Source organism: Caloramator sp. E03 (genome assembly GCF_006016075.1).
Classification (GTDB): domain Bacteria; phylum Bacillota; class Clostridia; order Clostridiales; family Caloramatoraceae; genus Caloramator_B.
In genome coordinates this window covers 1,442,548-1,462,302 of the sequence record NZ_CP040093.1, presented here as the reverse complement: position 1 = coordinate 1,462,302, position 19,755 = coordinate 1,442,548, and the positions used below count along the sequence as shown (strand labels likewise).

The window sequence follows — 19,755 nt, the reverse complement described above, 5'->3', positions numbered from 1 at the left end:
AATTTTTTTACCTTCCTTTAGCGGAGAATTTGGCACAGGTTATAGCGAAGCCCTGTGAACACGTATAAAGGGGGAATTGCTGTGAAAAAGTATTTACCATTATTAATCGCTCTTTTAACACTTGTTCTTGCAGGTGGATCACACTTTTCATGGGGAATATAATATAAATAAATCGGCCTTTTTATTATTATGGAGGTAAATATGAAAAATAAAAGATTAGTAATATATCTTTCAATGTTATATTTAATTGCAGCATATTCTTTTTATAATTCATATAAATACTTAAAAGTTGATGTAGATTTAATTGACATTGCTTTTTTTATTATATTATCAATAATAACTGAATCCCTTTCTGTTGGTTTTAAAAAGATTAGGATTAGCTCTGGATTTGCAATTACAGTTGCATCTATTATTCTTTTTGGCGGTTTTTGGACGATGGTAATAATATCTTTAGGTATGGCATTCAGAATTTATAAGAAACCTGACAGATATATACATGTTTTTAACACACCTGTATATATAACATTGTTTAATATATCTAATATGGCAATATCTGCATATAGCTCATCTATTGCCTATAATAGTTTTATTCGTTATTCATTTAGTAATAATATATTCATACTTGAGTTTTTGCAGATATTTTCTTTTATAATTGTATTTTTAACGGTTAATAGTTTAATAATGGCTATACTTATGTACTCTTTATCAAACAACAACATCCTCCAGGAATTTGTTAACACATTTAGATTTGGCCTTTTAAATATAATAGCAATGGCACCCTTTGGATATTTACTTGCTTATCTTTATAGAAACTATAACGTAGCAGGAATATTGATACTTATGGTACCAGTTCTTCTTGCAAGATATACATATTACTTATATATAGAGGTAAAAACTAAGTATTTGGAAACTGTGAAAGCCCTTATGCATGCTGTTGAAGCGAGGGACAAATACACCGAGGGACATTCAAGAAATGTTGCAAAGATAGTAGAAGATATAGCAAGGGAGCTTGGCTATAGCGAGAGCAGAGTAGAGCAGCTAATAATTGCGTCCTATCTTCACGATGTAGGAAAAATAGGAATAGAAGACAGCATTTTAAATAAACCAGGTAAGCTTACTGAAGAAGAATATAATTTAATAAAATCCCACCCAGAAATTGGGTACAACATATTAAAGGATATTAAGGATTTTGGAGATATACCCCATCTTGTAAGATATCACCACGAAAGATACGATGGCAAAGGATATCCCTGGGGTAAAAAGGCTGAGGAGCTTGGAAAGGACGTTTTTATACTTCAGCTTGCCGATGCAGTTGATGCTATGTCAACGGACAGAGTATACAGAAAAGCTATGCCTTGGGATGAAATAAAAGATGAGCTTATTAAAAATAGCGGCACACAATTTCATCCGGATATAGTAAATACTTTTTTAAAGATAAAAAGTAAAAAAGCGTGAGGTAAAATTATGTTTCTTGAAGCATTAATTATTGGAATAATAATTGGATATATATTAAAAGGAAGCCTTAAAAATTTTGAAGATATAAAACTAAAGGCTTTGTATTTAGCTGTTGGGGCATTTTTTGTTGAATTTATTTTATTTTCTCTTGTAAGAAGAGGAATATTATCAAGGGGATATTTAACAACACTAATTTATATTATTGAATACGCACTTATATTTTTATTCATATATTTAAATAGGGAAAATAAATATATTTTAATTATGGGATTTGGATTTTTATTAAATGCCCTTGCAATTTTTTCAAATGGTGGCGCTATGCCTGTTAGTGCAAAAGCTGCTGTTGCAGCAGGGCTTGCACCTTCTATTGATGCTGTTAGGGCATCATCTGAGGGGCTTTATGTTGTTCAAAATGAAGGAACAAGGCTTTGTTTTTTAGGCGATATAATACCAAAGACTTATCTTAGGCATTATGTTATAAGCATAGGAGATATAATAGCCGCAATTGGATTTATGATGTTTATAATACAGGGCATGAAAGGTAAAAAAACAAATTAAGCTGCCAGAGGGCAGCTTTTAATCTACTTCAAATATATATACGCTTTTATATAGATAACTTTTTAAAAAATTAGTTCTTTCTATTTCCTTTGAGAAGCCTGAATAAAGATCACTTGGCATTTTAACAATAATTTTGTTATTCTCTTTTTTAACATCAATATACATACTATTGCCATTATACGGATAGTAATTTTTCATCATTCTTTCTATTTCATACATTCTGTCTTCTTCGCTTTTATTTTTATTTTTCTCCCAATAACTTTTAATTAAATTTTTTATATCATTTTCTTCATCTTTATTTGTTGAATAATCCCATTTAAAAATCTTATCTACCGAAAAAGGGCCGTAATATACTTTTACATTATATATATTATCTTTAATTTTAGTAGTCTTTGCTTTATATCCCAGCTTTGAAAAATATTCATTTATCATATAAAAGTCACTTCCATAGCCTGATAAATCTAATAAAGCATTTAACTTTCTATCTACAGATTTATTTAACATTGCTTTAACTGTAACTATGTAAATTAAAATTAATATTATAGAAGTTAAGAGTGATTTTTTGTTAGGATTCATATCTTTATTCCCCTTATTTATTAAGTTCAAAATACATGAGTATTATACCATAATTTCCATCCCAAGGATAGAAGCAAAAAAGGGACAATTACTTATTATTTAAATTTAAACTACAAATTGGACAAAATAAAGAGATTAAAAAATAAAACGTAGACATAAGGCTTATTACTGAGGCCACAGAGGATACTCCTGAACTTGCAACTGCTGATAATATTATAGTTGGTACAGGTGCACAACCAATTATTCCTCCGATTGATGGAATAGACAGCCCTAATGTAATAGATGTAATAACAGCTCATGTTGATAAAAGTAAGGTTCTAATTTTATTAATCCCTCATTTTAATAATTTCCTGGTCATATTTTTTTATCTTTTCTATATATTCATTTGATAGCTTATTATAAATTTCTTCTCTATATTTTAAGCCCACTTCCTGTCTTGTTAATCCTTTAGTTGAATGGTCAAGGGTTTCAACCCAATCAACCTTTTTCCCCTTATATATAAGGTCTAAATCGCAAATCCTTGTTCCATCTTCAAGATATTCCATACCGAGGAGTAGCTTTTTAATTTCAATAGGATTTAATAGGGTAAAAAGCCTTACCTGATATACAAGTACACTCATTAAAAACCTTGGATAGTCCTTTGTCCATGACTCACCAAGTATTAGACCAAGTTCAAGGTTGTCAAGTATAATTGAGAGTCTTTCATAATGAAGCTTGTACTTACTGTATCTATCATATATTTTAATTTGAAGATCATACCATTCTTTATCAACAAGACCTTCGTTTAAAAATCTTAATGCTTGAATTACTAACCTTTTATGAAGTATATGTGGGGGAAGATCTATTAGTATATGCTCCTTTTTAAAATCCTTAAGGGTTAAGTTTTTGTTTATGGGATTTTCTGTAAAGCTCAATATAGACTGATTTGATATTCCTTTATCAAGGCATTCATAAATTGACATTACTTTTCCATCGTAGGTTTGTCTTATGCTTTCAATAATCTTTTGTGTATCTCCTAATACTCTCATTATTATTGTTCCAGGAGCTATATGGGAATCCTGAATATATGAATAAGCTTTAAAATTTAATATTGAAGAGAAAAGAAAGTCAGATCTTTGAGGGACTAAAACTATTGATTTTACGTCACTAAGATGGGCTATTTTTTTATCAGGATCTGTAATAAAAATTATAGTACTATCTTCCTGAGAAATTTCAAGGGCCTGGTCAAGACCCATTACAACTCCATTAAAATTATCTCTTAACAAGTTTGACAAATCACAAACGTTATTGCTGCCAAAAACTATTAGTTTAGGACCCGTTCTTACAAGTGAAAACATAAAAATCCTCCTAAATACCTGTTTTCTTTTTCCTTGTTCTATATGCGTCTGTCCCTGATGGATAGCTGAGTTCTATTACTTTTTTTCTTTCTATATCTATTATATTAATATAATAGATTCCATTCAAATATTCTTTTTTGTTTGATAATGTTTTGTCATGGCCATAGAGATAAAATGTGCATTCCTTTGGGAGATTATTAAAGCTATGGGAAAGCCCAATTTTAAAATCATTTATATTCAATATACTTCCTTCTTTTAATATTTCAACTGAATTTATAGATTTTAGTATATCTATATTATCATGGTTCCCAGGAACGATTATAATCCTATCTTTAATGTATGGTGTTAATGATGATAAAAATCTTGTAACTTTAACTCTATAGCTGTTTAAAAGCTGAGGGGCCATTTGCAGCTTTATGTCATCAGCTACATCACCAGTATGAATTAATATATCTGGATTTGTTTTTTTTGCAAGATTTATAATACTTCCGTATATAGTTGTTGGAGTATCACTTATATGAAGTATTTTAGTGTAATCACCTAACGCATATTTAGGGGTGTATATTTTTCCACTTAAATTAAATAATATTTTTTTTATATTATCCATAAACTTCTCCCAAATAAAGAATATTTAAATAAATTATAGCAGAATACATATATATATCAACTAAAAAGTTTTTCCTTTAAAAGGAAGTGTTGACAAAAAGAATATTATAGCATATACTTAACATTAGGCATAGAAAGAAATTTATTATTTTAAATATTAAGACTAAGGCTATAGGTGGCGGTAATCATCTATAGTCTTTTATTTTAGGGGGGAGCTATCAAAATTTATTTTAATATCTATGATATAAGTTTTTGATTATCTAAAATTTGGAGGAAAAATCATGAGAAAAACAGCGAATCTATTAAATCCCTATAAAGGTTTGCCAAAGGAGATATATGTAATATTTATATCAAGAATAGTAAATTCTATGGGGAGTTTTGTAATGCCCTTAATGACACTTATACTTACGCAAAAAATAGGACTTTCAAAGGCCCAGGCCGGTTTTTATATTAGTATAGCTGGTTTTTTGTTTATGCCAATGTCAATTATAGGAGGCAAACTTGTAGATACAATAGGAAGAAAGTTCATTATAATGTTCTTTGGTTTTTTTGGAACGATTTTGTACATTATATGTGGTTTTATGGAGCCCTCAACAAAAATGATGTATGTTATTATGGCAGCAGGTGCATGTCATTCGATTTCAGGGCCTGCTTATGATGCCCTTCTTGCAGACCTTACAACCCCTGAGAATAGAAAAGGGGCTTATGCTTTAGTTTACATGGGATGGAATATAGGCTTTGCAGTAGGCCCAATTATAGGGGGATTTTTGTTCCAAAATCATCTCCCAATAGTATTTATAGGAGATGCTGCAACGACGATAGTATCCCTTATTCTTATAGGATTGTTTGTAAAGGAAACAATATATCTTACAAAACAGGATATAAATGATGAAAGAAGAATACTTGAAAAAAGAGAGGAAGGCTCTACGATTTCAATACTTTTAAAAAGACCAATACTTTTATATTTTGCATTAATTATTTTTGGATACAATTTTGTATATTCCCAATGGTCATTTATGCTTCCAATGCAAACAAGTCAGAATTTTAAAGATGCTGGACCAAGGTATTATGGATTAATTGCAAGTTTTAATGGTCTTATAGTTATGCTTTTTACTCCAATAATGACAAAATTAACTGAGAAAATAAAAAATATAAGGTGTATGTTTTATGGAGGCCTTTTGTATGCTGTGGGGTTTGGAATGCTTGGGCTTATTAAATCACTTCCATTCTTTTTTGTTGCAGCTTTCATATTTACAATAGGAGAAATAATTCTTTCAATAAATGTATCTCCTTTTATTGCTAATCATACTCCAATATCTCATAGAGGTAGAATGAATGCAGTATTACCTATGATTTTAGGACTTGGACATACCTTAGGACCTATGGGAATGGGAAAGGCTTTAAGTTATATAAGCATAGAAAATGGATGGATTATACTTGGAGGAGTTGTATTTGTAGCATCATTATTTATGAGATGCCTTGAGGTTTATGATGATAAAAATTCAGCTTATGTATAGAAAAGATATAAAGTAAAGTTTTAATTATATAGGTTTTTATGATATTATAGTATATGTTTACACATTTGCTTATATTTTGGATGTAAGGAGGTAATTATGGATAGAGCAAAACAACTTGGTGAAGAAAGAATCGGGAGGCTGCTTTTAAAGTTTTCTATACCAGCAATAGTAGGAATGATTGTAAATGCTTTATATAATATTGTAGATAGGATATTTGTCGGACAGGGAGTAGGTTCCCTTGCTATATCAGGAATAGCAATAACTTTTCCTATTACTACGGTGATAATGGCATTTGGAATGCTTGTTGGAATAGGATCAACAGCTCTTGTTTCAATAAGGCTTGGGCAGCAAAGAAGAGATGAAGCTGAAAAAATTGTAGCCAATGCTTTAATACTTCTTGTTATAATCTCATTGATACTTACAGTATTTGGACTTTTATATAAAAGGCCTATATTGAGAAGTTTTGGGGCAGGGGAGGCTGTAATAAAATATGCAGATGATTATATAACTATAATACTATTAGGAGTTATATTTCAAAACGTTGGCTTTGGAATGAATAATCTAATAAGAGCAGATGCTAATCCAAAGACAGCAATGTTTACTATGCTTATAGGTGCTATAGCTAACACAATACTTGACCCTATATTCATATTTGTATTCCATCAGGGAATAAAAGGAGCTGCTATTGCCACAATAATATCCCAGGCTTTAAGTGCAGCATGGGTTTTGTTGTATTTCTTTGGCAAAAGAAGTATGCTTAAGATTCATAGAAAAAATTTATATTTAAAAAAGAGAATAATCCTTTCAATATTTTCTATCGGCATATCCCCTTTCTCTATGCAGCTTGCAGCAAGCGTTGTTACTATAATTCTTAATAGGAGCCTTGCAAAGTATGGTGGGGATATATCAATAGCTGCAATGGGAATTATAAACAGTGTATCAATGCTAATTTTAATGCCTATATTTGGAATAAATCAGGGGGCTCAGCCAATAATAGGCTATAACTATGGGGCACAAAAATATGACAGGGTAAAGAAAACTTTAAAGCTTGCAATAATTGCAGCAACTTCTATTTGTATAGTAGGATTTATAATAGTTGAGCTATTCCCTGTATCAATAATAAGTATTTTTAATAGAACAGATAATGAGCTTATAAAAATTGGTTCAAATGGAATAAGGATTTTCCTTGCAATGCTTCCCATAATAGGCTTTCAAATAGTTAGCTCAAACTATTTTCAGGCCGTAGGGAAACCAAAACATTCAATGTTTTTAAGCCTTTCAAGACAAGTAATCATACTCATACCGCTTTTGCTTATATTGCCAAGGATATTTAAATTGAAGGGGGTATGGCTTGCAGGGCCTTCAGCAGACTTTTTATCATCTCTTATCACAGCAATATTTTTATACGTTGAAATAAGAAACCTTAATCATATTCAAAAAAATGGGGCACATTAAAGTGCCCCTTCATGTTTTAAAAGCCATTCCTTTTTATCTAATCCACCACCATATCCTACAAGCTCACCGTTTTTTCCAATTACTCTATGGCAGGGTATGATTATTGCTATTTTGTTTTTGTTATTTGCCCCGCCAACAGCCCTTACAGCCTTTTCATTTCCTATTGCCTTTGCAATATCTAAGTAGCTGACTGTTTTACCAAAGGGTATTTTTAAAAGTTCACTCCAAACCTTTTTCTGGAATTCTGTTCCTTTAATATTAAGCTTAATGTTAAATTCTTTTAGATTTCCTTTAAAATACATATCAAGCTGTTCTATACAGTTTATAAGACTTGAGTGGATATTTTCCCTTGCGGTTTCAGCAACGCCTTCAATGTCAATAAAAGATACTGATAATATACCCTCTTCATTTCCGGAAACTTCAATCATACCGATTTTTGACATATAATATGCTTTATATATTTTCATAATATACCCCCAATAAATTATATATATAATTTTATATTAAAAAATGGAAAAGATAAATATATACTATTGTAATGATTTGTCCTAAGGAGTGAATTTATGGCATTAAGAAGATTTAAATGGGATGATTATTTAAAAAAAATATATGAGAAAAATCCGAATACAGGGAATTATATAATTGAAGTATCTTTAAATAAGTATACAGATATATTCAATGATTGGGATAATGCACCATTTCAAAAAAGAGATCTTGATCCAGACCTTGATTTTTTCTTAAGGAGCTGCTCTTATGATATACCTTTTAAACATAATATAGAAATATGCTTTTACATATCAAATGAGGTAAGGAATGAAGAAGCTGAAAGATTGATATCATTAAAGCTTAAAAATTATTATTCCTTATATTTAAGAGGGGAGTTAAGGTTACTTAAACAATCCTATAGGAGAACAATTTTGTTTACTATGATTTCCTTTTTTCTTTTGTTTTCAGCCCTTGTATTGGAAAAACAATTTAAATCAAATATATTTTTAAATACGGCACTTGAAGGGTTTAATATTGGAGGATGGGTTCTTTTATGGGAGGCTATATCCTTTTTTATTTCAAAGAGAAAAGACATAATAAACGAAATTAACGTTTTTGACCGTTTTGCACACTGTGATGTATATTTTAAATATAACACAAAATGAAGGGAATAGAGTATTCCTATTCCCTTAAATAAGAAGTACCATCAAGTGGTATTAAAACTTGAAGAGATGGTTTACCGCCAACAAGACCTACAGCATATATAGTATAGTACCTATTTGGTAAAAGTCTAATGTTAGGCACAAAAAGAACAGTATTATTTGTACCAGAAGGATTGATTTTAATTGAATAGGTACCGGGGTTAACTTCTATATAATCATCTACTTCTTTGTAAGATATATCTTCAAAGAGCTTTTTTCCATCAGTAGTTACAATATCAACTGAAGGAGCATTGGGGGATAAATGAGCAAACCTTAAAAAAAGTTTGCCTGGGCTTAAAGATTTTTGGTGTTCTACAATAGGAAAAAGGCTTATTTCATTAGGATTCCCAATAGCAGCAATAGTGTAGGATGCGTTGCCGGGAAGACTTAATTCAGTATCTAATACAGGCTTTTCCTTTGTTCCTGTTGCAAAAACTTTAACTCTGTACTGGCCTTCTGGAACTCCTATATATGGCGTAAAGCCTCTATAGGAGAGATTTTTAGCTATCAGTTTATCATTAGCATATACATCAACTGCTGGGGAGTTAGGAGAGGCATGAAGTATTCGTATATAAGATATTCCTGACTTCATCCTATAGTAGGGGCAGTCATGACATTCTTCAAATGGGAAAAAATTCATTTGATCACCTCATAATTTGTTTTACTATAATATTATATGTGAAGATTTTTTGTATGTGATTATAAATATTAAATGGTTATAGCAATAAAAAGATGTTATAATATCAAAGGAATATTATAAGAAAAGGGGAATAGATATGGGATTATTTAAGAAATGGGAAGAACTTGCATCAAAGCCAAGAACACAGGAAGAATATGATAAGTTTTGGGAAGAATACTTAAAAAAAGAAATGGATATTTATGACGACATATTAAAAAATGGTGCTAATATAATAGAAAGTACAGTAAAGGAATTCGGAGAAAAATATGGTTTAAGCAATGAGGAAGTTTTAGGATTTCTTCAAGGGATAAACACAAGTTTAAATGAAATGCTTGATCTTGAAAGTTTAGAAGAGGATTCAAGCTTTAAACTTGATATAAATTTTGAAAAGCTTTATTATAACATGATTGATGCTAAGGCAAACTGGCTCTATGATTTAAAATCATGGGATAATATATTAACATTAGAAAAAAGAAAACAAATAAGAAAGCAGTACAACATAGATCATACAGTTGTTAATCAAAATAAGATAGGAAGAAATGAACCATGTCCCTGTGGAAGCGGTAAAAAATATAAAAAGTGTTGCGGAAAAAATGAATAAAAATTATTAACCATTTAAATAGTTACTTCATATTATGATTATGTAATGTAATTATTTAAAAGGGGAGAAAGTATGGATTTTGAATTTTATGAAGTCCCAATAGGCCATATAATGGAAAGGTTTGGAACAGGGTTTGAAGAGGAAGAAAATTTAAATGGACAACAGGAGGATAACTATCGTCAATTCCCAGGAGCTTCTCCTTTAGGACCTCCAAAGAGTGTACCCCCTATGCAGGCACCAGCAAAACCAAAAGGTCCAGGATTTGGGCCTGCTCCATCAGCAGTTGACACAGGAGCAATTAGGCGCTGCCTTTATAGATTTGTATATATTTGGTTAAGAAATGGCAGAGCTTTTTGGATGTATCTTACCTTTGTTGGTAGGAATTCTATTGCAGGCTGGAGATGGAATGGCAGAAGGTGGGTTTATTTTGGATTAGATACTGATAGAATTGAATACTTTATATGTTCATAGAGGTGCTAAGCACCCTATGAACATATAAAGTATTTTTTTTCAAGCCAAAGTGGATTATAGGAAAGTTTAGATTTTCTTAAATTATTAACTCCTAAATCTTCTTCACGGTTTATATATGGTATATTTTTGTAGAAAGTTTCAACAAAGCACTTATTTATAAATGAATAAAGCCCCCTTATACTTCTATCGGCCTTTTCAATATGGATAAGTGCCATATCCTTATTTAATTTTTCACCAATTGAAAAGCCACAGGGTATATCGTCTACATATATAACTATACATTCGAAAGAAAGAGTTGAAGAATTTTCAAGAAGTTCTCTTACAGTTTCAGCTTCAAAAGATAGATAGGGAACTTCAGAGCATTTTTCATACCAGCTTTTAGATATATAAATACAGTCTTCTAATAGTTTATTATTGTATATCTTAACTTTATAATTATTGTTTTTAATGAAATGGTTATAGTTGTTTCTTTTTTTACTTAGCACATTTCCAGAAAGAGAGATAAGTTTTTTAGAATCATATATATAATCAAAACTATCTCTATCTTCTTTGATAAAATATTTGTTAGGATATAGATAGGTTAAATCCTTTATAAAGGATGTTTCTGCATATTTAATAAGCCATGGTGAATCATAGTACTTTTTAAGCTCCTCAAGTTTTTTTAATATTTTTTCAAGGTTATCGCATCGGTAGCCAAGAGGCTGCAAAAAACAAATTGAGCCATCAAAGTCTATTTTTTTAATTATTAAAGCATCATCATATATACAATAACTAATATCAAATGCATTTCTCCACATAAAAATGTCTATAAAAGAAAAGTCGCTTGTTTTGAATTTATAGGGATTAGTATATTTGTCAAATATTTTTTTGTCTTCTAAAGATAGTGGCTTAAAATGAAGCATGGTATATCACCTTGCTTTTATTTAGTGTCGTTTTATATAATCATAATATGTTGAATTTTGGAATATTGTTTTAAATAATTATTAACTATTGAAATAAGGTAAAATTTTTGATGCAAAATATTTAAAGTAATGGTACGATAATTAATGAAGTATTTAAATGCAATAAGAGGAGGAAAGACATTGGATAATATAAAATTATTTATAAAGGAATGGGTTGTACCAATAGTAATAGCCTTTATAATTGCACTTGCAATAAATAAATTTTTATTTTTTAAGATATTAGTTCCAACAGAATCTATGTATCCTACAATAAAGCCACAGGACAGAATATTTGTTACAAGGGTTTATCATCCTGAGAAACTTAAAAGAGGGGATATAGTTGTGTTTTATTCTGATGAACTTCATGAAAGGCTTATTAAAAGGCTTATTGGTCTTCCAGGAGATAAAATAGACATAAAAGATGGAACTGTATATATAAATGGTAAAAAGTATGATGAGCCCTATGTTGTAAATAAAGATGATTATACAAGTATGGAAAGCTTTATAGTACCTTCTGGGGAGTATTTTTTTCTTGGGGACAATAGACCAAATTCACAGGACAGCAGGTACTGGAATTATAGCTATATTAAGGCGGATAAAATTGAAGGGAAGGCAATATATATAATTTTCCCATTTAATAGGATGGGATTATTAAAGTAAATTAAGCCTATAGCTGCTTATAAGTGCAGTTATAGGCTTTTTATACAATATAATTTTCAAGCTCTTTTATATTTTTAATTGTTATTGTATCCTTATCATAATCAATAAGGTCTTCTTCCTTCATTTTTATAAGTTCTCTTGAAAGCGAAGGTCTTTGAACCCCTATTTTATCAGCCCATTCTTTTTTAGACATGCCTATATATATTGTATTAGTTTTTTGAATTGAGTACTGCCAAAGAAGATATTCACAAATCCTTTGCCTTATTGTTTTTAAAGTTACCTCTTTTAATTTTGTACTTAGTACTATTGCTTTATTTGAAATTGTTTTTAAAAATTCAAGGTGAAATTTTTGGTTTTCAAGGCATAGTTTTATTACAGACTGCTTTTCAATATGCAAAATTATTGAATTTCCATTAGAAACAACAGTCATAGGGTATTTATCCCTATTTCCAAATATAAGATTTTCGCCGAAAATGTCAAAAGCATCAAATTCAGCAACAGTTAGAACTCTTCCTAAAGAGTCTATCTTTTGAATTCTAACTCCACCTTCAAGTATTAAACTTAAATTTCTGCATTCTTCATTTTCAAAGAATATCACATCTTCATTTTTATATTCAACTATTTTGTAGTTTAATTCTTTGAATATTTTAAGGAGGCCCTTTTCATCATATTCCTTAAATAGATCGAAGTTTTTAAGGCTGCTAATAAATCTTTCAAGCTTCATAAAAATCCTCCTTTTGATGGTAACATCGGTTACCGAGTTTAATCTTAGAATTAATTATAATCTAATCAGAAAGTAAAGAAAAGTACTAATTAAGGAGGAATTTTAATGGATATGTTCTGTTATCAATGTGAACAAACACCAAAGGGAGGATGTACAAAGTTTGGAGTCTGCGGCAAGAACCCAACAATTGCAAGCCTTCAGGATACAATAATACTTGGGCTTAAAGGGGTTGCTGCTTATGCAGTTCATGCAAGACAGATGGGATATACAGATCCAGAGGTTGATGCAATAACTCATGAAGCTCTTTATACGACTTTAACGAATGTTAATTTTAACCTTGAAGATCATATAAATATGGCACTTAAAGTAGGAAAGGCAACAGTTAAGGTTATGGAGCTTCTTGATAAAGCTCATACAGATAAACTTGGAATCCCAACTCCGGTTGTAGTTTCAGAGGATAAGGTTGAAGGAAACTGCATACTTGTAACTGGACATAACCTTTATGCACTTGAAAAGCTTTTAGAACAGACTGAAGGCAAAGGAATAAATGTGTATACGCACTCAGAAATGTTTCCAGCCCATGGATATCCTCATCTTAAAAAGTTTTCTCACCTTAAAGGCAATGTAGGGAAAGCATGGTATGATCAGAGAAAAGTATTTGAAGAGTTTCCAGGGGCAATACTTGTTACAACAAACTGTGTAATGCCTATTTTAAATGGAAATTATAAAGATAGAATATACACTTATGATGTGATAGGGCTTGAAGAAGTTACTAAAATAGAAAACGACGATTTTACACCAATAATTGAAAAGGCTTTATCCCTTCCAAAGGCAAATATAGAATCTGATAAGACTTTAATTACAGGTTTTCATCATAGCACAGTTTTAAGTATAGCACCTGAAATAATAGATGCAGTAAAGACAGGAAAGATAAGAAGGTTCTTTACAATAGCAGGCTGTGATGCACCAACAAAGGGAAGGGATTATTATAGGGAGCTTGCAACATCACTTCCAAAGGATTGCGTACTTCTTACAACATCCTGCGGAAAGTTCAGGTTTAACGATGTGGACTATGGAACAGTACCGGGTACAAATATTCCAAGATATATAGATCTTGGACAGTGCAATAACTCAATTTCAGCTGTTAAAATTGCTCTTGCCCTAGCTGAAGCATTTAACTGCACAGTAAATGACTTGCCTTTAACTATAGTTCTTTCATGGTTTGAGCAAAAGGCCGTTGCAATACTTCTTGGGCTTTTCAGCCTTAATGTTAAAAATATATATATAGGACCTAAGGCTCCAGAATTCCTATCACCACAGGTTGTAGATGTTCTTGTTAAAACTTTCAACCTCAACCTTATAAGTGGTGATGCAAAGGCAGACTTAGCAAAGATGCTTGGATAACACTTAATTGTTGTTTTTAGCCTGTAAAATATTTATTATATTAATATAAAAGAAAGGAGGTATTAGTATGGCAAAAAGAAAAATAGTTCATATAGATGAAGAAAAGTGTGATGGCTGCGGCCTTTGTGTGCCAAACTGTGCAGAGGGAGCCATTCAGATTATAGATGGGAAGGCAAGGCTTGTTAGCGATACCTATTGCGACGGGCTTGGAGCTTGTCTTGGACATTGCCCAAAGGATGCAATAAAAATTATAGAGAGGGAAGCAGCAGAGTTTGATGAAGAGGCTGTAAAGGAGTATTTAGGGAAAAAGGATGATGCAAAAAAACCACACGCACATAAGCATCATACGGGGTGCCCGGGAAGCCAGATGAGGCAGATTAATAGAAATGACTCTAATGATTCAAATGTGAAGGTTTCATCAAAATTAAGACAGTGGCCTGTTCAGCTTGCATTAGTTCCTCCTAACGCACCTTACTTTGAAAGTGCTGATCTATTAATAACTGCAACCTGTGTTCCTTTTGCTTACGGAAACTATCACAACGATTATCTAAAGGACAGGGCTGTTGTAGTAGGGTGTCCGAAGCTTGATGATATAGAATTTTACACAGAAAAGCTTGAGGAGATTATAAGGATAAACGATTTAGAGAGCATAACAGTTCTAAGAATGCAGGTTCCATGCTGTGGAGGAATTTCAATGGCAGCTAAAACTGCCAGGGACAGATCAGGTGTTAATATACCTATTAAGGTTGTGACAATAGGCATCGAAGGTGAAGTTATAGGTAAAGAATATATATAAAGCAAAATATGAATCTGCTTCTATAAGTGATATAAAATGGAGATTATATTTTATATAAAGAATGCTAAGCCTATAATACTGTAGGAAAGAATAATGCTTTTTAAGCAGACTGAAAGTTTATTAAACAGTATTATAGGCTTTAGCATTTTAAAAGGAGTAAAAATAAACAAAATTAGAATAATGAATTTTAAAATTCCTGCATATAACATTGACAATAGAAAAATTAATTAATATAATAATAAGTGTTCTTAATATGCACCTGTAGCTCAGCAGGATAGAGCAACGGTTTCCTAAACCGTGTGTCGCACGTTCGAATCGTGTCAGGTGCACCAGATAAATCAAGACTTGCAACGATTGTGAGATTTCAAAAAATGGTCTTAGTACTGCAACCGTACTGCAACCCAAAAAATGCAGGATAAAATTCATTCCTGCTTTTTTTATTTTTTGCTTTTCCGTTTTTAAATCGGCAAACTAAAATTATAACTTTGGAGGGGGATTGAGGTATAACTTTAAAATCGATTTTAAAGTTAGCTAAATCGAGTTAATATAGATGGACAAGAGGGGAAAATGTTAGGATAATACCTTAGTACCTTTGCAAAGGTGACTTCCTAACTTGGAAAGTCATCTATTCATTTTTAAAATTTTATAACTAAGAAATATAATATAATTACATAGGTTAAAGGTATCTTAAAACGGGATACTGTTCACAAATTAAACGAATCCAATTTTGTATTGGTTAAAGGAGATCGTACTAAAAGGTACGGGGTGAATTGCAGAGCATAATATTTTTGAATTTCTTTTCTATTGTCATTGAATTTGTGCCGACTATTTCGGTCGGTGCAATTTTAGTTATTTCTTGGAAAATGGTTAAGGGAGTCGTGTTTTACGACATCCTATGTTAAATTTAAAAGTAAAGACAATAAAACCGAGCGTTTACTTTCGAAAACATAAATAAAAAACTAAGCCTAAATTTTGGCTTAGTTTTTATACAGCTTTTATTTTAAGCTTAGTTATTTCATTCCAGTTCTTAGATGTTACATATTCGATAGCATTAATATCATCTCTAATGTTATCAAGTTTTTCTTTAACTTCGGTTTTAAACTCTGTAAGGTCGACCACTTGGTCAAATACTGCATTTAATTTTTTCTCCATGTTATCAAGTTTGTTGTTAATAGGTTCAAGCTTTTTATCAAGTAGTTCTTCAATTGCAGCCAAAAGATTTTGATTATCCATATTAAAACACCTCCGAAAGTGGTATTTATATTATAACACAAAGGGTAAAGGGTATAAATAATTAATTAGATTTTTTATTTTTCTTATCAATTTCGAATAAGTGATTAATTTTCATTGCGGCAGCTTTTTTAACCTCAGGCATAACATGGGAATAAATGTTTAATGTTGTTGTTATATCTTTATGCCCTAAAATTTCCTGAACTACCTTAGGATGTTCGTTTGTTTCTAAAAGTCGTGTAGCGTAGGTATGACGCAGAGCATGAAAGTTTATATCAATATTAGCTTTTTCAGTTATTCTATAAAAAACTCTTAATAAATGACTATGTTCAATAGGGCGACCTAATTCACTTGCAAAGACTAAGTTATTATCTTCGTAAACTTCACCAGCTTTAAGCTTTTCTTGAAGTTGTGCCTTCCTGTGTTCTTTAAGTTCTTCAATTACAGAGGGAGGGATTGGTACAATTCTAATACCAGATGATGTTTTAGGTTCTTGAAATATCAAAACTGTATTCTTTTTTATGCTTTTATCAAAGTTTTTAACTCTTTTCAATGACTTTTTAACCGTTAAAGTGCCTTCTTTAAAGTCTATATTATCCCATGTAAGAGCTAATAATTCACCTTGCCTAAGTCCAGTTGAAAGTGCTAAAATAAAAGCAGCTTTAAGACGTTCCCCCTCAAGGGCTTTAATGAATTTGTCCTGTTCTTCAAGTGTTAAAACTTTAATTTCTTTTTTCTTGTATTTTGGCAAACTTGTTGTTTCGGTTACATTACGGGTAATTAAGTTATTTTTTACAGCTTGCTTTAATGCTGCATTTATAACGTTATGTAAATTTCTTATAGTTTTAGGTGATAAACCTTCTTTAAGTTTTTCGTTGTAACAAAGTTGTATATGTTCAGACCTTAACTCTTTTAATTTATAATGTCCTAATGCAGGATTAATATGATATCTAATTAAATATTCATAACTTTGTAGCGTTGAAGGTCTTAAACTATTTTTCTTATACTCAAACAGCCAAGTATTAAGCCAATTCCCTAAGGTTATTTGTGAAGGTTCAACTAAAATACCCGCTGAATATGAAGTTAAAGCTTTATTAATCTTTTCCGATACTTCTTGCCTTGTTTTCCCGTAAAATGTCATTCGCTTTAATTTTCCCATTTCGTCCCTTCCTAAGGTAATTTGGGCACACCAAAGCCCATTAGGACGCCTGTAAATAGTACCTTCGTTGTTTCCTCTTTTTTTAGGCATTTATAACACCTCTTTAATTAAGTTAAAGTCAATAGTTAAATTAAGCAGATCCAGTTTAACTATATCATCAAAGGTAAACTGTTCAGGTTGACCGTATTCATTGTTTTCCATGAGCTTATAAACAAGTATTTTTAATGTTGCAGGGTTAATAATCCAGTATTCCTTAACTTTGTATTGATTGTAAAGGTTAAGCTTTTTAATATAATCAAGTGCAGCCGATGAAGGAGATACAATTTCGATAATAAAATCAGGACTGCCTATAATTCCTTTATCCGAGAGTTTATTTTTATCGCATATAACAAGAATATCAGGCTGCACAATGTTTCTTGAAGAATAAATATCTTCATTTTCGTTAATAAATATAACATCAAGAGGTGAAGAATAGACTTCACAGGGCATATTATTCAACTTTAAGTGATTGTTTATTAAAGTTACAAGTTCAATAATAATTTTTTGATGAATCCTTGAAGGGGACGGCGACATATTGTAAGGAATACCGTCTATTACTTCGAGTGTATCTTTAACATTCATGTTTATATAGTCTTTATAGGTTATGGGTGAAGGGTTAATAAGCGGCATTTATAATACCTCCCTTAAAATTTCATTTTACAAATTTTTTATAAGTGAAGCTGGGGACGCACGGTATTGCTGAAAAACTCAAACTTTTTTATACCCCCTACCCACAAATTGTGGGTACTTGAAAATCCGTTACTTGAACAAATTAGAGAAAAAACTCAAATTTTTTATATCTCCTGTCCTCTCAATTTTTGGTATACCTGCAATTCGCACCATTGCGAAAAGCATTTTAATATATGGTTTGAGTAATTAGTTAATACCTTTCGCATTGCTGCGATAAGTTTTTAAAAATGGTTTAAAAAATTTGATTATTCGCAGCGGTGAGAATAACCAAATGATGAATTTTCAACCTATCTCAAATTGAGGGTATATCATTTTTAATTACCCCTTTTTTTCATAAGTTACCCTATTGGAAAAAGTTCCTTTGCACCGTTCCCACCATTATATTATTTTTCCCATTTTAAGCTGGGGGATTGATAATAATATTTTTTATTATTATTTACTTTCGTTTACTTTACTTTACCCCGTTTCTTCGGAGTTTTCCACGGGGAAAATATAGAAGTATCTTCTTTGTTTTCTTCCCTGTTTTCCTTTGTATTTGCAGTCATAATAAAAAATTTTTAACTTCTATACCTTAGTAGAATGTACTATAAGGGGTCGATAAGTTATCGATGCCATAATAAAAAATTTTTAATTCTATACTTAGGGAAAAGAAGTTAAAGCTAAAGGGCTGTGTATATAAAGGTTAGGGGGTGGGAGAGTATAAAACATTAAGAATATAATTATTTATTTTCTTTATCATTTGAAATTTTTTGTATAATTTCTTCTATATTTTTAGCTATTTTTTCTTTATAATTTAGGGGCAAATTATCGGAATTTTTTAAGATTATGTAATTTAAGATTTTAGAACTAACGGATAAATTACTAATATAAAGACCTATTATTTTTTGTATATCAGAATAAATTTCTTTTGATAATGGGTAAAGGTTATTAGTTAAAAAGTTTGTCATATCAATAAATTCGTAAAATTGAATATCATTATATGTTTTTTGAGTTGTTTTATTAAAATTACTATTAATATAATTCTTAAATGTATTTATTGCAAGATTAGGGGAAATAGCATAAAAATAATTATCATGTTTAGTAAATTCATTTAACTTTTCAAAGAAGTTTAATAAATCTTTAATTAATTTTTGCATTTGTAAGCTAATTTCTAATGGTTCTTTTGATTGCTCTATTTCTAAATGATTTTTAAAGTAAATTATTATGTTTTTACTTAAAGGTTCAATATTATTTAAAATAATTTTATTTAATATAACTTTTCTTTCGTTATTACATTTAAAATCATCAAATTCACAAAAACTATATTTTTTTTCAAAGTTTTTTATAATATATTCCTCTTCCCACGTCCTATAATCACTTTTCCCTATTAAATAATCTGTTGTTACGCCGAAAAAGTCTGCAAGTTTAGATAAAATTTCAATATCTGGCGTTCTTGTTCCTAATTCATAATTGCTTATTGAAGCACGTCCTATTTTTAGTTCTTCTGCTAATCCTTGTTGGGTTAGTCCTTTTTCTTCTCTTAATTGTTTAAGTCTTTCTTTAAAAATAATTATCACCCCTTTGAATTCTTCATTTAAGAATATTATATCACAATAACGAATAAAATTGAAACATTTTTATTGACAGTGATAAAAACGAAGAATATAATAAAATAAAAGATGAAGAATGAA

Annotated in this window: 22 protein-coding genes and 1 tRNA gene; 12 read left to right on the top strand and 11 right to left on the bottom strand. The window is 30.6% G+C overall.

Annotated elements, in window-relative coordinates:
• Nucleotides 1-201 precede the first annotated feature (201 nt).
• Entirely contained in the window at nt 202-1,455 is a 1,254-nt protein-coding gene (locus FDN13_RS07260; protein ID WP_168190107.1) for an HD-GYP domain-containing protein, read from the top strand.
• A gap of 9 nt (nt 1,456-1,464) precedes the next feature.
• Nucleotides 1,465-2,013, top strand: a complete 549-nt coding sequence (locus FDN13_RS07255) for a DUF5317 domain-containing protein (protein WP_138979596.1) — start codon at nt 1,465-1,467, stop codon at nt 2,011-2,013.
• Nucleotides 2,014-2,031: 18 nt separating this feature from the next.
• Here the strand turns inward: FDN13_RS07255 and FDN13_RS07250 are convergent, their stop codons facing one another.
• The 3 genes from FDN13_RS07250 to FDN13_RS07240 form a co-directional block, all read right to left on the bottom strand.
• Nucleotides 2,032-2,589 carry a hypothetical protein gene (locus FDN13_RS07250; protein ID WP_138979595.1) on the bottom strand — a complete coding sequence of 186 codons (558 nt, stop codon included), beginning with the start codon at nt 2,587-2,589 and terminating at the stop codon, nt 2,032-2,034.
• A gap of 326 nt (nt 2,590-2,915) precedes the next feature.
• On the bottom strand, nt 2,916-3,926 hold the full coding sequence (locus FDN13_RS07245) for a hypothetical protein (protein WP_138979594.1): 1,011 nt from the start codon (nt 3,924-3,926) through the stop codon (nt 2,916-2,918).
• Nucleotides 3,927-3,936: 10 nt separating this feature from the next.
• On the bottom strand, nt 3,937-4,533 hold the full coding sequence (locus FDN13_RS07240; protein ID WP_138979593.1) for a metallophosphoesterase: 597 nt from the start codon (nt 4,531-4,533) through the stop codon (nt 3,937-3,939).
• 280 nt (nt 4,534-4,813) lie between these two features.
• On the opposite strand from FDN13_RS07240, the gene FDN13_RS07235 reads away from it, so the two are divergent.
• Both FDN13_RS07235 and FDN13_RS07230 read left to right on the top strand, forming a co-directional pair.
• Complete coding sequence (locus FDN13_RS07235; RefSeq protein WP_138979592.1) at nt 4,814-6,049, top strand: MFS transporter; 1,236 nt, start codon at nt 4,814-4,816, stop codon at nt 6,047-6,049.
• A gap of 96 nt (nt 6,050-6,145) precedes the next feature.
• Nucleotides 6,146-7,504 (top strand): MATE family efflux transporter, encoded by a 1,359-nt coding sequence (locus FDN13_RS07230; protein WP_138979591.1) that lies wholly within the window; start codon nt 6,146-6,148, stop codon nt 7,502-7,504.
• On the opposite strand, the gene FDN13_RS07225 is transcribed toward FDN13_RS07230, so the two are convergent.
• Complete coding sequence (locus FDN13_RS07225; RefSeq protein WP_207670917.1) at nt 7,501-7,971, bottom strand: methylated-DNA--[protein]-cysteine S-methyltransferase; 471 nt, start codon at nt 7,969-7,971, stop codon at nt 7,501-7,503. The genes FDN13_RS07230 and FDN13_RS07225 overlap by 4 nt on opposite strands.
• Nucleotides 7,972-8,067: 96 nt before the next feature.
• On the opposite strand from FDN13_RS07225, the gene FDN13_RS07220 reads away from it, so the two are divergent.
• Nucleotides 8,068-8,655 (top strand): hypothetical protein, encoded by a 588-nt coding sequence (locus tag FDN13_RS07220; protein ID WP_138979590.1) that lies wholly within the window; start codon nt 8,068-8,070, stop codon nt 8,653-8,655.
• A 16-nt stretch (nt 8,656-8,671) separates the two neighbouring features.
• Here FDN13_RS07220 and FDN13_RS07215 read toward each other — a convergent pair whose 3' ends face one another.
• The gene (locus tag FDN13_RS07215) at nt 8,672-9,331 is read right to left on the bottom strand and encodes a DUF4397 domain-containing protein (protein ID WP_256372273.1); all 660 of its coding nucleotides are present in this window, start codon (nt 9,329-9,331) and stop codon (nt 8,672-8,674) included.
• A gap of 136 nt (nt 9,332-9,467) precedes the next feature.
• Here FDN13_RS07215 and FDN13_RS07210 point away from each other — a divergent pair, with 136 nt between their 5' ends.
• Both FDN13_RS07210 and FDN13_RS14315 read left to right on the top strand, forming a co-directional pair.
• Nucleotides 9,468-9,971: an SEC-C metal-binding domain-containing protein gene (locus FDN13_RS07210; RefSeq protein WP_138979589.1), complete on the top strand. Its 504-nt coding sequence runs from the start codon at nt 9,468-9,470 to the stop codon at nt 9,969-9,971.
• Between the two features lie 72 nt (nt 9,972-10,043).
• Nucleotides 10,044-10,442, top strand: coding sequence for a hypothetical protein (locus tag FDN13_RS14315; protein ID WP_207670916.1), 399 nt, complete (start codon nt 10,044-10,046; stop codon nt 10,440-10,442).
• 14 nt (nt 10,443-10,456) lie between these two features.
• Here FDN13_RS14315 and FDN13_RS07200 read toward each other — a convergent pair whose 3' ends face one another.
• Nucleotides 10,457-11,344, bottom strand: coding sequence for a DUF2156 domain-containing protein (locus tag FDN13_RS07200; RefSeq protein ID WP_138979588.1), 888 nt, complete (start codon nt 11,342-11,344; stop codon nt 10,457-10,459).
• 180 nt (nt 11,345-11,524) lie between these two features.
• On the opposite strand from FDN13_RS07200, the gene lepB reads away from it, so the two are divergent.
• Nucleotides 11,525-12,043, top strand: a complete 519-nt coding sequence (lepB, locus tag FDN13_RS07195) for a signal peptidase I (protein WP_243120282.1) — start codon at nt 11,525-11,527, stop codon at nt 12,041-12,043.
• Nucleotides 12,044-12,083: 40 nt separating this feature from the next.
• Here lepB and FDN13_RS07190 read toward each other — a convergent pair whose 3' ends face one another.
• Nucleotides 12,084-12,767: a Crp/Fnr family transcriptional regulator gene (locus FDN13_RS07190; RefSeq protein WP_138979586.1), complete on the bottom strand. Its 684-nt coding sequence runs from the start codon at nt 12,765-12,767 to the stop codon at nt 12,084-12,086.
• 111 nt (nt 12,768-12,878) lie between these two features.
• Between FDN13_RS07190 and hcp the strand changes: the two genes are divergently transcribed.
• The 4 genes from hcp to FDN13_RS07175 all read left to right on the top strand — a co-directional run bounded on the left by hcp (nt 12,879) and on the right by FDN13_RS07175 (nt 15,299).
• The gene (hcp, locus tag FDN13_RS07185; RefSeq protein WP_138981047.1) at nt 12,879-14,171 is read left to right on the top strand and encodes a hydroxylamine reductase; all 1,293 of its coding nucleotides are present in this window, start codon (nt 12,879-12,881) and stop codon (nt 14,169-14,171) included.
• Nucleotides 14,172-14,238: 67 nt separating this feature from the next.
• A complete protein-coding gene (locus FDN13_RS07180; RefSeq protein WP_138979585.1) occupies nt 14,239-14,967 on the top strand; it encodes a 4Fe-4S binding protein in 729 nt (242 codons plus the stop codon).
• 93 nt (nt 14,968-15,060) lie between these two features.
• Nucleotides 15,061-15,198, top strand: a complete 138-nt coding sequence (locus tag FDN13_RS14205) for a hypothetical protein (protein WP_168190106.1) — start codon at nt 15,061-15,063, stop codon at nt 15,196-15,198.
• A 24-nt stretch (nt 15,199-15,222) separates the two neighbouring features.
• Nucleotides 15,223-15,299 (top strand) — tRNA-Arg (locus tag FDN13_RS07175).
• A gap of 652 nt (nt 15,300-15,951) precedes the next feature.
• Here FDN13_RS07175 and FDN13_RS07170 read toward each other — a convergent pair.
• The 4 genes from FDN13_RS07170 to FDN13_RS07155 form a co-directional block, all read right to left on the bottom strand.
• Complete coding sequence (locus tag FDN13_RS07170; RefSeq protein WP_138979584.1) at nt 15,952-16,200, bottom strand: hypothetical protein; 249 nt, start codon at nt 16,198-16,200, stop codon at nt 15,952-15,954.
• A 61-nt stretch (nt 16,201-16,261) separates the two neighbouring features.
• Complete coding sequence (locus FDN13_RS07165) at nt 16,262-17,446, bottom strand: tyrosine-type recombinase/integrase (protein ID WP_138979583.1); 1,185 nt, start codon at nt 17,444-17,446, stop codon at nt 16,262-16,264.
• Nucleotides 17,447-18,025 carry a Uma2 family endonuclease gene (locus FDN13_RS07160; RefSeq protein WP_138979582.1) on the bottom strand — a complete coding sequence of 193 codons (579 nt, stop codon included), beginning with the start codon at nt 18,023-18,025 and terminating at the stop codon, nt 17,447-17,449.
• 779 nt (nt 18,026-18,804) lie between these two features.
• Nucleotides 18,805-19,641, bottom strand: coding sequence for a helix-turn-helix domain-containing protein (locus FDN13_RS07155; RefSeq protein WP_168190105.1), 837 nt, complete (start codon nt 19,639-19,641; stop codon nt 18,805-18,807).
• Nucleotides 19,642-19,755 lie beyond the last annotated feature (114 nt).

Bases quoted from the DNA above. Each gene is read 5' to 3' on its own strand.
- FDN13_RS07260 (WP_168190107.1), top strand. From the start codon at position 202: ATGAAAAATAAAAGATTAGTAATATATCTTTCAATGTTATATTTAATT.
- FDN13_RS07255 (WP_138979596.1), top strand. From the start codon at position 1,465: ATGTTTCTTGAAGCATTAATTATTGGAATAATAATTGGATATATATTA.
- FDN13_RS07250 (WP_138979595.1), bottom strand. From the start codon at position 2,589: ATGAATCCTAACAAAAAATCACTCTTAACTTCTATAATATTAATTTTA.
- FDN13_RS07245 (WP_138979594.1), bottom strand. From the start codon at position 3,926: ATGTTTTCACTTGTAAGAACGGGTCCTAAACTAATAGTTTTTGGCAGC.
- FDN13_RS07240 (WP_138979593.1), bottom strand. From the start codon at position 4,533: ATGGATAATATAAAAAAAATATTATTTAATTTAAGTGGAAAAATATAC.
- FDN13_RS07235 (WP_138979592.1), top strand. From the start codon at position 4,814: ATGAGAAAAACAGCGAATCTATTAAATCCCTATAAAGGTTTGCCAAAG.
- FDN13_RS07230 (WP_138979591.1), top strand. From the start codon at position 6,146: ATGGATAGAGCAAAACAACTTGGTGAAGAAAGAATCGGGAGGCTGCTT.
- FDN13_RS07225 (WP_207670917.1), bottom strand. From the start codon at position 7,971: ATGAAAATATATAAAGCATATTATATGTCAAAAATCGGTATGATTGAA.
- FDN13_RS07220 (WP_138979590.1), top strand. From the start codon at position 8,068: ATGGCATTAAGAAGATTTAAATGGGATGATTATTTAAAAAAAATATAT.
- FDN13_RS07215 (WP_256372273.1), bottom strand. From the start codon at position 9,331: ATGAATTTTTTCCCATTTGAAGAATGTCATGACTGCCCCTACTATAGG.
- FDN13_RS07210 (WP_138979589.1), top strand. From the start codon at position 9,468: ATGGGATTATTTAAGAAATGGGAAGAACTTGCATCAAAGCCAAGAACA.
- FDN13_RS14315 (WP_207670916.1), top strand. From the start codon at position 10,044: ATGGATTTTGAATTTTATGAAGTCCCAATAGGCCATATAATGGAAAGG.
- FDN13_RS07200 (WP_138979588.1), bottom strand. From the start codon at position 11,344: ATGCTTCATTTTAAGCCACTATCTTTAGAAGACAAAAAAATATTTGAC.
- FDN13_RS07190 (WP_138979586.1), bottom strand. From the start codon at position 12,767: ATGAAGCTTGAAAGATTTATTAGCAGCCTTAAAAACTTCGATCTATTT.
- hcp (WP_138981047.1), top strand. From the start codon at position 12,879: ATGTTCTGTTATCAATGTGAACAAACACCAAAGGGAGGATGTACAAAG.
- FDN13_RS07180 (WP_138979585.1), top strand. From the start codon at position 14,239: ATGGCAAAAAGAAAAATAGTTCATATAGATGAAGAAAAGTGTGATGGC.
- FDN13_RS14205 (WP_168190106.1), top strand. From the start codon at position 15,061: ATGCTTTTTAAGCAGACTGAAAGTTTATTAAACAGTATTATAGGCTTT.
- FDN13_RS07170 (WP_138979584.1), bottom strand. From the start codon at position 16,200: ATGGATAATCAAAATCTTTTGGCTGCAATTGAAGAACTACTTGATAAA.
- FDN13_RS07165 (WP_138979583.1), bottom strand. From the start codon at position 17,446: ATGCCTAAAAAAAGAGGAAACAACGAAGGTACTATTTACAGGCGTCCT.
- FDN13_RS07160 (WP_138979582.1), bottom strand. From the start codon at position 18,025: ATGCCGCTTATTAACCCTTCACCCATAACCTATAAAGACTATATAAAC.